Genomic DNA, 13,838 nt, shown 5'->3' with positions numbered 1-13,838 from the left:
CAGCGCTTTGGCGCTAGAGGTACGATGGGTCTGCCGCATCCCGTGCCCCGGGGCGCCGGAGCGTTGAACTCACGTTTTGAACGGAGGAAGCGATTCATGAGCCTGCCCAGCCGTGTGAAGACCAGGTGCGTTGATTCCAGGAGGAGGGCGCGTCTGAAAGCGCTCCTGATGACCCTTCTTTTGGCGTTTGTTCTGGTGGGATGTAACGCCGACCGGACCGCCGCGGTTCGAGAACTCAATGTGGGAATGGAGGCTTTTCAGGCCGGTTCGGCCAGTGAGGCGGTCCAACACATGGAAGAGGCGCTGCGCATCGATCCGACCTTCGCCGAGGCCGCGTATCTTCTGGGGCAGGTCTACCAGATGCGTCTCGATAATTACGAAGAAGCCGCCCGGGGTTATCGCCGCGCGCTGGATCTCGAGCCGACCAACGCTCAGTACGCCTACCGTCTGGGCACGGCGCTTGTGGATCAAGGCAAGCTCGATGATGCCGTCACGCAGTTTGAGAAGGCGGTTGCTAACGATGAGAGCTTCTCCCGAGCATGGTTTCGGTTGGGGCTGACTCAGGACAGCCTCGGCAACCACAGCGATGCCGTGGCCAGCTACACCCGGGCCATCGAGACCAACCCGCGTCTGCGCATGAGCAAAGAAGATCCGGGCGGAGAGCATTACCACGCTCTGGCCGACCTTTATCTTCGCTTCGGGTTGAGCGACCACGCCGTGCAGGTCTACGAGAATGGGGTGCAGAACAACCAGACCTCCACGCGTCTGCTTCACGGACTGGGCGTGGCGCGTATGGAGCTTGGGCGCTTCGATGAGGCCGCCCGGAGCTTTGAAGCGACGATGAAGCAAGAGCCCGGGCACGGTTCAGCCAACTTCAACCTTGCTGTCGCTCACCACCGGCGCGGGGATACCGACGGGGCCGTCGCGCAGCTGGAGAGTTTTCTGGCCAGCGGTGCCGCGACCCAGGATGTGGCACGCCAGGCTGCGGCACAGGCCCTGCTGACCGAGCTTCAAGAAGAAGACGAGAGCGACGCGAAATAGCACCCCGAGCGGGGTCACGTGCCGTAGCGGTGATCGACATACGGCGCGTTGCCGCTCTTCGGAGCGCTGTGGTATACCTCGGCCAACGATTTTCGATGGTCACGTTGAAGTGTGATGTTCAGACCTTTCCCCCCTTAGAGGTCCTCAATGGAGGCGGCGCCACGGCGCTGCCCGAGGGCCCCTATGACCGAGCCGGGCGGTTGACGTCGACGCCCTGAGCAAAGGCCCCCATGATCGCGGGCCGGCGCTCTCTTCCTTACCCTCCAGGCCGACCAAAGAGCACATGAATCGCGAAAACCAGGTTCAGGAATACGTCGCCCAGCTGGAAGCAAACCCCTACGATCTCGCGCCTGTGGGCCGTCTGGAGGAGGCCTTCGGGTCGACCGAGGAGCTGGCCGAGCTGGTAGCGATCTTTGAGGAACGCGCGCAGGGATCTGCCTCGCGTGACGCCGCTGCGCGCCTCTACCTTGAGGCCGCGCGCATGGCCGGTGGTCGTCTCAACGATCTGGAGCGCGGCGTGGAGCTGCTCAGTCATTCGCTGAGTGTCGGCGAAGATACCCTGGTCAGTGTGGAGGCGTATCTTTTCCAGCTTGCGTTGCAGGACGACGCCGACCAGCTGCAGACCTTCTTCGCCGAGGCGTTGGAGCATGATACCGACGGCGGCTACCAGAGCCGGCTGTACCAGCGCATGGGCTCGATCCTGGAGGACTTCGTCGGAGACCTGGAGCAGGCGGACACCGCGTACAAGTGGGCGCTGGATCTCGACCCGAATAACGTCGTCGCGCTCTGGTCCCGTCAGGTTCTCGCGCGCAAGCAGGCCGCCTGGGAGAAGCTCGCCACGCTGATGATCGAGGAGATCGAGCAGACTGCCGATCCCCTGCGTCAGTCGGCGCTCTCGCTGACCGTGGGTGAGGTCTACCGGGACTATCTGGACAGTGCGGAGAGCGCCTGCCAGTGCTTCGTTTTTGCGTGGGAGCAAGACCCCACCAACACCGAGGCACTCCAGGCCGCAGTCGCCCTGGGCTTTGAGCCCGAGGGCATGGAGCTTGACGCGATCGAGGAGAGCTCCGTCGTCGAAGAGGAGGTGGCCGAAGCCGCCCCGATGACCATGGAACTTGACGAGTCTCTCGTCCTTGAAGAGATCGAGCCGGAGCCTGCTTCTGAGGAGCTCCCCGAGCTTCCCGTCGAGGCCGCCGAAGCCGCGCCCATGACGATGGAACTTGACGAGTCTCTGATGCTCGACGAGGTGGATGCGGAGCCTGTTGCCGACAACCTCCCCGATCTTCCGGTCGATGCCTTTGATGCCGAGGCTGACGGCGAAGATGAGGCGCTGGCGGCCGCGGATGAGTCTGAGGACGTGGAGGCGCTGGAAGCCGTGGAAGACGGGGATGGCGAAGCGCTGGAAGTCGCCGAAGTTGCAGAGAGCGAGGCGATCGACGAACTCGACGACGACATGGACGTGTCGTCCGACGACGACCAGGAGCTGGAAGCTGCCGGGGACGCCGAAGAACTCGACGAGGCCGAAGAACTCGACGTCTCCGAAGACGTTGAGGCTGAGGAGTTTGAAGCGGCCGATGACTCCGAAGAGCTCGAAGAATTCGAAGAGCTTGAAGCCATTGAGGACGTCGAGTTGGTCGCGGACGACGAGCCGGCCAACGCCTCGCGTGATTGGCGCGAGCGTTACTCGGCGATGGTCGAGCGTGCTGACGTCGCCGGCGGCGAAGAAGGCCTGCGCCTTCTGGTGCGCGCCGCGCGCCTGCAGGCGCGCCACACCAGCGATGCCGCGCAAGGCGTCGCGCTCTTTGAACGCGCGCTCTCGGCCGGTCAGGGACTCGAATACTACAAGCGTGTCAGTTACCTCTACGCGGACAATGCGTTCTGGAAAGGCGCGCTCGACGCCGTGGAGTCTTCGGAGGTTGAAGGTGGCGGCGCGCTTCGCGCGCGCATTGCTCTCTACGAACTCAGCGACGTGGAGATGGCTCGTTCCATCGCCGAAGAGGTCAACGATGCGCCGGTGCTCGACGCGCTCTCCGACCTGGAAGAGGCCCAGGCCAACTGGCGTAAGTTCCAGCGCAGCCTGGAGCAGCGCCATGCCGAGCTCGACGCTGATGAGCGCGCGCTGAAGGTCTATCTGCGCATGGCCGATCTGGCCGCCGCACTCAACGAGCCCGACAAAGAGATCGATGCGCTGCGCCGCCTGGAGCGTCAGGTCGACGCCGAACAGGTCAAGAGCCGTCTGAAGATCCTCTACAAGCGCGCCGGCAAGTGGCCGATGTACGTTGATCTCGTCAAGCAGGAGGTCGAAGGGCTCGCCGATGAGCGCGTCGAAGATAAGGTCGACCTTCTCTATGAGGTGATCCGCGTCTACCGCGAAGAAATGAACCAGGATCGCATGGCGATCAATATCTACAAAGAGATCCTGGGTCTCGCCCCCGATGATCTCGATGCTATCGATCAGCTGATTGAGCTCTACGGCGAGATGAACATGTCGTCGGATCTCATTAATATGCTGCAGACCAAGGCCGAGATCGTCCCGACGGCTGCGCAGAAGGTCGAGATCTACAGCCAGATCGCGACGCTCTTCATCGAGAAGTTCCGCAACCAGGCCGAGGCGATCAAAGCCTACGAGCAGGTCCTGGAGATCGAGCCCTACCACGGCGACGCTATCGTCTTCCTCAAGGAGATGTACGAGAAGCGCCGCGACTGGGAGAGCCTGATCGATGTCTCCAAACGTGAGATCGAAACGTTCGACACCGATGAGGCGCGTGCAGAAGGGTTGAAAGAGGTGGCGCGCCTGGCCACCGACAAGTTGCGTAAGCCGGAAGTCGCCACCGAGCTCTGGCTGGAGGTGCGCGCGCTGGTGCCGGCCGACGCCGACGCCCTCGACGCCCTTGAGACGCTCTACGAGAAGAACCGCGACTATGAGGCGCTGGCCGAGATCCTCGAGCAGAAGGTCGCTCAAAGCGACGACAGCGCCGAGTCGATGAAGCTCTACCAGAAGCTCGGTATGCTTTACGCCGACCGCCTCGAAGACAGCCAGCGGGCCACCGAAGCCTGGAAGGGCGCCCTGGCGCTCGAGCCAGAGGATCTCAAAGCGCGCAAGGCGTTGGAGCGTCTCTACATCGACAACCGTCAGTGGGACGAGCTTGAGGCCTTCTACGCCGAGTCGGATGCCTACTCCGATCTGGTGCGCATCCTGGGCACGCTCAGCGGCACGATTAAAGAAGACGACGTAAAGATCGAGCTTCTGCTGCGCTCGGCGCGCATCTGGCGCGAAGAACTCGGTGATACCAACCGGGCCGAGCGCGAGTTGGAGCGCGTGCTTCAACTCGACGCCGAGAATGAAGCCGCTGCCGCGCAGCTCGCTCCGATCTACGAGGAAGCCGGTGACGCCGAGAAGTTGAAGTCGGCTCTTGAGATCGTGCTTTCGCACCGCGAAGAGGCGTCCGAGCGCAAGGCGCTACAGCTTCAGCTGGCTCGCCTTCACCGCAGCAGCCTCGGCGATGTTGAGGGGGCTTTCGCCCGTTTCTCCCAGGCCTTCTTGGAGATTCCCTCCGAGCTTGATGTGGTTGCCGAATTGGAAGCCACCGCTGGCGAGGCCGGGGAGTGGTCCACGCTGGTGGAGCATTACCGCCAGGCGCTGGATGCCGACCTCGACGAGGCGCAGACCCTGGAGGTGCGCGCACTTCTGGGCCGTGTGCTCTCCGAGGAGCTGGGCGATCTCGACGCTGCGCTCGAGCAGTTCCAGGCCGTGCTCGATGTGGAGGAAGACAACCTGCGCGCGCTCGAAGCCATGGAGCGCATCTATTTTGCCAGCGCGCGCTGGGACGACCTGATGCAGGTCTACCGCCACCGCCTGGAACTCGAAGACGACCGCGACGCCCGGGTGCAGATTCTTCAGGGCATGGCGCGCATCGCCGAGGTGGAAGCCTCCGACGTTGTCACCGCGATTGCGCGTCATAACGAGGCACTGGAGCTCGATAAGCATAACTTCGCCTCGCTGGCCGAACTGCATCGTCTCTATGCGCAGGAAGAAGAGTATGCCGACCTGGCCGATGTGATCCGTAAGGAGATCGATCTTGTAGAGCGTCGCGCTCGTCACAAGAGCCGTCGCTACGCCACAAACCTGGTCGACATCGAGGCGCTGATCGGTGAGGGGGCCCCGCAGGAGCGCTCCATGTTCGGCGAAGGCTTCGCCGGAGGGGATGATGTCGAGGATGTGCTCGCGGACCTGAGCGATGATTCGGGCGCTGAGGACATGGCGGCCGACGCCGGTGACGAAGACTCGGCTGCCGAGGCTGTCGAAGTCGCGCAGGAGCAGGCGTTTGAAGGCATGGATGACCTCGACGCCATCGACCTCGGAGCACCGGCGTATTATACCGAAGAGGACGTCGAGTTTTTGAGCGCGTTGCGCTTTGAACTTGGCCTGGTCTGCATGGACCACCTCGGTGAAGTCGAAGAAGCGGTGGCCGCGCTGGCCAAAGTCGTGCTCTGGCGTCCCGACCACGCCGAGGCCTGCCAGGCGCTGGAGCGTCTGCTCGACGATGAGCTCTTTAAGGCCGGTGTCGCCACGATCCTGGAACCGGTCTACGAGGTGCACGGCCGCTGGGAAGAGCTGGTGGGCTCGCTGAGCATTCAGGCCGACGCCGCCGATGAGCCGAAAGCCGCGCGTGAGCTGGAACGTCGCGCGGGCGATGTGTTGCTTAATGAGATTGGTGATGGCGAGCGTGCCTTTGAGCGCTACGCCCGCGTCATTCAGAGTGATCCGGCGGACACTTCGGCCCGAGAGCAGCTCTATCGCATCGCCCATGAGCTCGAGCTCTGGGACGCGTTGGTCGCCGCCTCCGAGGCCGTGCTCCCCGAGATCGAAGACGAAGCGCTGCGCGTCGACTACTTCTTCGTGCTTGCGACGGTGAACGCAGAGCGCCGCGAGGCGTACGACGAGGCGCGCCGCAACCTCGAAGAGGTGCTGCTCATCGACGGCGGCTCGGCCCGCGCTCTCGATGATCTCGAAGAACTCTTTATCACCACCGAGGCCTGGCGCGATCTTCTGGACGTCTTCGATCGCAAGATCGAGCAGGCCGATGACGCCGCGAAAGCCGAAAGCCTGAAGTTCCGCAAGGCTCAGGTCTGGGAGACACTCCTGGACGATGCGCATCAGGCCATCGCGATTTACCTGGAGATCCTCGAAGGCTCGCCGGAGAACCTCGCTGCCTATGCCGAACTCGACCGCATTTATGAGGCCGAGGCGATGTGGAACGAGCTGGCGTCCAACCTCGAAGAGGAGCTGGCGCTGGTGGAGGAAGAGGCGCAGCTTCCCATCAAGAACCGGCTGGCCGCGCTGGTGGAGGCGCAGCTTGGCGACGCCTCGCGTGCCGTCGACCTTTATGAAGAGGTGCTCGACGCCGACGCCGATAACGTGGCGGCGAACGCGGCGATGGAAGTCTTGATGATGCAGGAGGGCGCGCCGCGCGCTCGCATCTCGAAGATTCTCGAGCCGATTTACATCGCGCGCGGCGACGCCGCTCGCCAGGTGGGCGCGCTCGAAGTGCAGGTTGAGGTCAGTCAGGACCCCGACGAGCGTGTCGCACTCCTCCACCGTATCGCGGTGCTCCATGAGAGCGAGCTTCAGGATGTTGCCTCGGCCTTTGTGACCTACGCTCGCGCGCTGCGCGACGATGTGGCCAACAGCGAGACCCTCGACAGCCTCTACCGCATCGGCGAGGCCACCCAGAGCTTTGAAGAACTCGTGCAGGTGTTTGAGCAGGAGGCCGAGTACCAGAGTGACCCGGATGTCAAGCGCGACCTGATGCGTCGAGCGGCGGCCATCTACATCGAGCCGCTCGCCGAGCTCGACCGGGCTACGGTGCATCTGCACGCGGTGCTCGAACTCTTCCCGGCCGATCTTGAGACGGTCGAGGAGCTGGAAACCATCTATCGCCACACCCAGGAGTGGTCGGAGCTGGTGCAGATTCTGGTGACCAAATCGGAACTCGTCGAAGATCTCGATGAGCGTAAAGATCTGCTCCATCAGGCCGGTACACTTTATGAAGACATCCTCTCCGGGCCGGATGAGGCCGTGGAGGTTTACCACCGCGCTCTGGCGATTGATGAGGCTGACCGTCACGCCATCGACCGTCTCGAGGTGCTCTACACCGAGATGGGGCGCTGGCACGATCTGCTCGACATCTACCGCCGCAAGCTGGACCTGGCCGACGACGATGCCGCACGCAAAGATTTGCTCTATGTGATGGGTGCCATCTATCAGGAGCACTTGCAGCGGCCCGATGATGCGATCGACACCTACCGTCGCGTGCTCGATCTGGACGCCAGTGAGAAGAACGCTCTGGAGAAACTCGATGAGCTCTTTGAGGCCACTGAGCAGTGGCACGAGCTCCTTGAGACGCTTGAACAGCAGCTCCAGCTCTCGCCCTACGCCGAGGAAATCGAGACGCTTAAGTACCGCTCCGGCCGCCTCTGGGAGGTGCAGCTGGGCGATGCGCTTCGGGCCGTCGAGGTGTATCAGGATGTGCTCACTCAGAACCCGCAGCACCAGCCCTCGATCGAGGCGTTGGAGGGGCTTGTGGAGCGCAACGAGCAGAGCGTGGAGGCCGCACAGGTGCTCCAGCCCCTCTATCAGGATGCCGGCCAGTGGGAGAAGCTGGTCTGGGTCTATCGCCTGCTGATCGACGCGAGCGAAGATCCCGATCGCCGCATCGCCCTCTACAAAGAGGTCGGTCCGATCGTCGAAGAGCGCATGGGCGATAAGGCCGAGGCGTTTGCGACGTACGTGGAGGCCCTTAATGTCGACGCTGGACGCGTTGAGATCGTCGATACCCTGGAGCGTCTTGCCGGCGAACTCGGTGCCTGGGATGTGTTCATCGAGCAGATCGATCAGCGCCTGGTGTCGGTGACCGACTTTGAGGTCGCCACCGCGTTGCACCTGCGCGTGGCGCGCATCTTCGAAGAAGAACTCGACCAGCCGCAGCAGGCGATTTCACGCTTTACGCGCGTGCTCGAAATTGAGCCCGAGCAGACCGATGCGGTGCTTGCGCTCGACCGCCTCTACCAGCGCGAAGGCGAGTGGGCCAACCTGGCTGAGATTTTGCGCACCCGCATCTTCAGCAGCGAAGAGCCCGCCGAGGCTCTGGAGCTTCGCCTGCGACTGGGGCTGCTCTATCAGGCCGCGCTCGATGACGCGGAGAACGCCATCTCGACCTACCAGGAAGTGCTTCTGGAGGAGCCGGATAACGCCCAGGCCATCGACAACCTGGAGCAGATGTTCATGGAAGGGCGCCAGGTCCAGCGCATCAGCGATATCCTGGAGCCTTATTACCTGGAGAAAGGTCAGCACGAGAAGCTGGTCGAGATCTACCTGCAGCGCCTGGATATGCTCGAGGACCCGATCGAGCGCTATGAGCTGCTCACCCAGGTGGCACGTATCTTCCTCGACCCGCTCCAGGACTTCGGTCGCGCCATGCAGGCCTATGGGGCGGCGTTGGTGGAGCGTCCGGACGATGAGATGGCCATCGCCGAGCTCGACCGCCTGGCCGAGCAGACGCTGGACTGGGGCGCGGCGGCATCGTTCTACGCCGACGCGCTGGAGAGCCCGCAGATCACTGAAGACGCTGCCCTCGATCTCTGGCTGCGCGTGGCGACGATTCTCGACGCACGCCTGGAGCAGTTTGAAGATGCGGAGATGGCGTACCTCAAGGTGCTTGAGCTTGACCCGACCCATGCCGACGCACTGGCTGCGCTTGACCGCATCTACCTTGCGCAGGCGCGCTGGGCAGACCTGGCTGGCGTGCTCGAGCGTCGCGTCGAGGGCACCTACGATGAGCTGGAGGTTGTCGAACTGAACTTCCGCCTGGCACGGGTCTTTGCCGAGCAGCTTACCGATTACGATCAGGCTGTGGCCACCTACGAGCGCATCCTGAGCATTCAGCCTGACCACGAGCAGGCGTTGGCCCATCTGGAGCAGATTCACACTGCATTGCAGTCCTGGGAGCCGCTCTTCGATGTGTTGGAGCGTCGCTCTCAGCTCACCCACGATCCGGATGAGCAGGCCAACTACCAGGCGCGCATGGCGCGTATCGCCGAGGATATGCTCGGTCGCAGCGATGATGCCGTCGACCTCTGGGAGCGTGCCAGTGAGCTTCGCCCCGATGATCGCATGGCGCTCGGCGAACTTCGCCGCCTCTACCTCGATGGTGAGCGCTGGGATGACCTGGTGGGTGTGCTTCGCCGTGAAGTGGAGCTGAGCCAGGACGCCGACGAGCAGCTCAACCTCTACGAATCGCTCGGCACGATTTACGGGGAGTACCTCAACGATGAGATCCAGGCACAGGATGCCTGGACGGCGGTGCTCGGGCTCGATGCCCGTCACCTCCCGGCGCTGGAGGCTCTGCACGCTATCGCCACCCGTCAGGCTGACTATCAGCAGCAGGCCGATATGGTGGAGCGTCTGATCGCTCACGAGCAGGTCGCCCATGAGCGTAAGCTCGATCTCTGGGTGGAGCTTGGTCGGGTCCAGGGCGATATGCTCATGAATCCGGAGTCGGCCATCGACGCCTGGAAGAACGTGCTGGGGCTTGATCCCGGCCACGATCAGGCGCTTGATGAGCTCGAAGGGCTCTACCTCCAGGAGAGCCGCTGGGAGGAAGCTGCCCAGGTTCTCGAGTTGAAAGCCGATCGTATGCACGATGATGAGCAGCGCATTGAACTGCTCACGCGCGTCGCCGAGATCTGGGAGAGCAAGCTCCTGGATCGCGACCAGGCGGTGCAGTATCACCGCGCGGTGCTTGAGATCGACCCGATGCGGATGTCGGCCAGCCGTGCGCTGGAGGCCATCTTCGTTGAGCAGGGCACCTCGGAGGGCTTTGAGCAGCTTGCCGGCGTCTACCTGGATCGCGCTGAGATGGTTGGCGACGATATCTTTGAACGCGTGGAGAATCTGCGAAACGCCGCGCGTATCTTCGAAGAGAACCTGATGCAGCCGGAGAACGCGCTCGTTGTGCTGCTCTCGGCCTTCGGGCCGGAGACGATGAGCGATGAGGCGTTGATCGCCGATATCGAGCGTCTCGCGCGTCAGACCGGGTTGTGGGAGGAGGCCGTCGGTCGCTTCGGCGACGTGCTCCGCGTCATCGACGATTCGCCCCAGGCGGCTGAGCTTCATCGCCTGGTGGGTCAGTGGCGTGCCACCGAACTTAACCAGCCCGATGAGGCCGTCTACCACCTGCAGCGTGCGCTGGCGATCAACCCGGATAGCGTCGAGATCCTCGAGATGCTCGAAGGGCTTTATCGCCGTCTTGCGGCCTGGCCGGAACTCGCCCAGGTGCTGCGCACCCAGGTCGATCTGGTCGGTGAGCCGGACTCCCGCGTGGAACTCTGGCGCAAGCTGGGCGAACTCAGTGAGATGCAGCTCGGCGAAGTGGATCAGGCGGTCGAAGCCTACCGTGAGATCCTGGTCATCGATCCGACCGACATCCTTGCGATGGAGAGTCTGGAGCGGGTCTTCGAGACCTTCGAGCGCTGGGAAGAGCTCGTGGCGGTGCTGGAGCAGAAGGCCGGCGCCACCTACGACCCCGACGCCATCGTGGGTATCAAGAGCCGGGCCGCCGAGCTCTGGGAAGGTCAACTCGGCGACATCGGTCAGGCGATTATGGCCTACCGCGATGTGCTCACCGTCGATCAGACCCACGCCCCCACGCTCGAAGCGCTGGAGCGCCTCTACACCCAGAGCGGGCAGTGGGATGAGCTGATTGACGTGCTCGAACAGCGCCTGGCGCTGACGCATGAGCCCGACGCCCAGGTGGGAATCTACGGCAAGATGGCCGGCGTCTTTGAAGGGCAGTTCGGCGACATGGAGCGTGCGGTTGAGAGCTACAATCACATCTTGATGGTCGACGTGGAGAACGTCACCGCCATTGAGAACCTCGAGCGTCTCTACCACGCGTTGGAGCGTTGGTTTGAGCTGGTCGATGTGTTGCAGCGCCATATCGAACTCTCCCAGCGCGGCGAGGAGAAGGTCGCGCTTTATACCGAACTTGGTCGTGTGCAACGTGACCAGGCGCGTGACCCGCATTCGGCGATTGAAGCGTTCAACGCCGCATTGGGGCTGGAGCCCATCAACCCGCAACTGTGGTCGGAACTCGCGCAACTGCATGAGTCCACCAGCAACTGGGAGAGCGCGGTTGAGGCGTATAACCGCCTGGCTGATCAGCTCGAAGATCCGGCGCAGCGCGTGGATGTGTACTTCCGTGCCGGTCAGTTGATGGAAAGCCAGCTCCATGATCACGCCAACGCCGAAGATGCCTACCTCTCGGCGCTGCGTCTGGAGCCGACCCACCCGGGTGTGCTCGACGCGGTGCGCAACCTGCTGGCGATTCAGCAGGAGTGGCAGAGCCTGATTCGCGTGCTCAAGGCGGCCGAGGAGGCCACCCGTGAGTTGAGCGCGAAGGCCGCGCTGCAGTGCGAGATCGGTAAGGTCTACGAAGAGCAGGTCGGCGATGAGGTCAGCGCGCTGCGCTACTACGAGTCGGCCCTGGAGCTTGAGCCCCGCATCACCGAGGCGGCTGAACCGCTGATCGATGTGTATGTGCGCGAGCGCCGGTTTGAGCGCGCCATCCCGCTCCTGGAGATGGTCATCGGCGTCTTCAGCCAGGGTTCCGCCCCGGCCAGTGAGCTTCACCGCCGCCAACTCCAGCTCGCCCAGGCCTACGACCAGCTCGCTCAGCCCGAGCGCGCGCTGGTGGCCTACCGTAACGCGTACGAGCTCGACCCGAACGATATGGACACGCTCAAGGGCCTCGGTCAGCTGCTCTACGCCCGCCAGGAGTGGGAGCAGGCCTCCCGGGTGCTTCAGGCGCTGCAGCTGCATCACGCCGACAAACTTGAGACGCCGGAGCTGGCGGAGATCTACTTCCGCCTGGGCTCGGTGCGCAAAACGCTTGGCGAGATGCGCAAGGCCAGCCAGTACTTCGAGAAGACGCTCGAACTCAGTCCCCAGCATCGCCCCACGCTGGTCAACCTGGTGGAGGTTTCCGAGGCTCAGAGCAAGTGGGAGGACGTCGTCCACTACACCCGCTGGCTCCTCGACGCCGAGAACGATCCCACCGCGCGTTTTGCTCACCTCTCCAAGATGGGTGACCTGCTGGCTGCCAAACTCAACCAGCCCCCGGCAGCGGTCGATGCCTATGAGCAGGCCCTGGCGCTGGAGCCGAAGAGCGTGGTCATCCTGCGTAAGTTGCTCGACCTCTACACCAAGACGCGTCAGTGGCATGAGGCTGTTGACATCCTCAAGCGCATCATCGAGCAGGAGCAGGATCCGGGCCGCATCGCCAAGTACTACTACACCGCGGCGGTGATCTACCGCGATGAGATTGACGACCCGATGCAGGCCGTCACCCTCTTCGATGAGACGCTCGATGTGGACGTGAAGATGCTCAAGGCCTTTGAGGCCATCGACCGCATCCTCACCAAGCAGAAGGAGTGGAAGGAGCTCTCACGTGCCTACCGCCGCATGCTTCACCGCGTCAGCGAGCACGACGACGGGCAGATGGAGAGCGTCAAGACGCTGCTCTGGCAGAACCTCGGCGAGATCTACCGAACGCGCCTGGGCGACATGGAGACGGCGATTGAGGCGTACAAGATCGCCGTGGGGCTGAACCCCTCCGACGAGAAGTTGCGTCTGATTCTGGCCGAGCTCTACGAGAAGACCGGCAGCGATCCGGAAGGCGCGATCGAGCAGCATCGCGCGCTGATCGAACTCGATCAGTTCCGGGTGGAGAGCTACCGGGTTCTCTTTAAGAGCTACATCCAGACCAAGCAGTACGACAAAGCCTGGTGCATGGCCGGCGCGCTCAGCTTCTTGCAGAGCGCCTCGGAGCAAGAAGAGACCTTCTACCGCAAGTACCTGGGCGCCCATATGCAGCCGGCGCGCGGGGCCTTCAACGAGGAGATGTACAAGCGCCTCTACCATCCGCGTCAGGATGTGCTGATCACCTACATCATGACGGTGCTCGGCCAGGGGCTTCGCCCGATGTACTCGCTCTCCTCGATCAAGGATTGGGGCGTGCATAAGAAGCGCGACCTGGTCGATCTTGAGGAGCAGACGCCCTTTAACAACGTGTACCGCTATGTCGCTCAGACGATGCAGCTTTTGCCCGCGCCAAGGGTCTACCTCAAGGGTGACCAGGCCATGGGCATGCGCAATGCCAACATCGATCCGGCTGCGGTGATCATTGGCGGCGATGTGCGCCAGAAGAGCGGCGACCGCGAGCTTGCGTTCATCATCGCCAAGTCGCTCACCTGGGTGATGCCGCGCCACTATGTCGGCTCCATCGGTCAGCCCACCGAGTTCTTGAAGCTGCTCTTCATGGCGTTGATGGACATCACCGACCCGAGCTTAGGGATCGGCGCGACGCTCGGTGAACAGGGTGCCCCGCTGAAGGAAGAGCTTATGGCGCTTCCCGGCCCGATGCTGATGCAGGCGCAGAAGGCGATGAAGCAGTTCCTGAGCAAGGGTCAGAACCCCAACCTCTCGGAGTGGGTGCTGGCGGTGGAGCACACCGCGATTCGCATGGGGCTGCTCATCTGCGGTGACCTTCATACCGCGGCGGCCTGCATCAAGAGCGATCTGGTGCCGATGGGCAAAGCCAGCGTGAAGGAGAAGATCCGCGAACTGGTGCTCTTCTCCATCAGCGAAGACTACTTCCAGCTTCGCGAGGAGTTGGGCCTGGCCATCGGTAAATAAGGGCAGGGACTTGACCACCAGGGTCATCCCTTGCCAGTGAAGA

At 62.9% G+C, this 13,838-nt stretch carries 2 protein-coding genes; both read left to right on the top strand.

Annotation, left to right across the window (positions count from 1 at the left end; translation table 11 throughout):
- Nucleotides 1-168 precede the first annotated feature (168 nt).
- Nucleotides 169-1,041: a tetratricopeptide repeat protein gene (locus EA187_RS09565; protein ID WP_164856164.1), complete on the top strand. Its 873-nt coding sequence runs from the start codon at nucleotides 169-171 to the stop codon at nucleotides 1,039-1,041.
- Nucleotides 1,042-1,324: 283 nt separating this feature from the next.
- Nucleotides 1,325-13,795: a tetratricopeptide repeat protein gene (locus tag EA187_RS09560; RefSeq protein ID WP_127780128.1), complete on the top strand. Its 12,471-nt coding sequence runs from the start codon at nucleotides 1,325-1,327 to the stop codon at nucleotides 13,793-13,795.
- The last annotated feature ends 43 nt before the right edge of the window (nucleotides 13,796-13,838 follow it).

This window comes from Lujinxingia sediminis, from assembly GCF_004005565.1.
GTDB classification, from domain to species: Bacteria; Myxococcota_A; Bradymonadia; order Bradymonadales; family Bradymonadaceae; genus Lujinxingia; species Lujinxingia sediminis.
The sequence above is the reverse complement of the archived record's forward strand: the minus strand, read 5'-3'. Positions and strand labels throughout refer to the sequence as shown.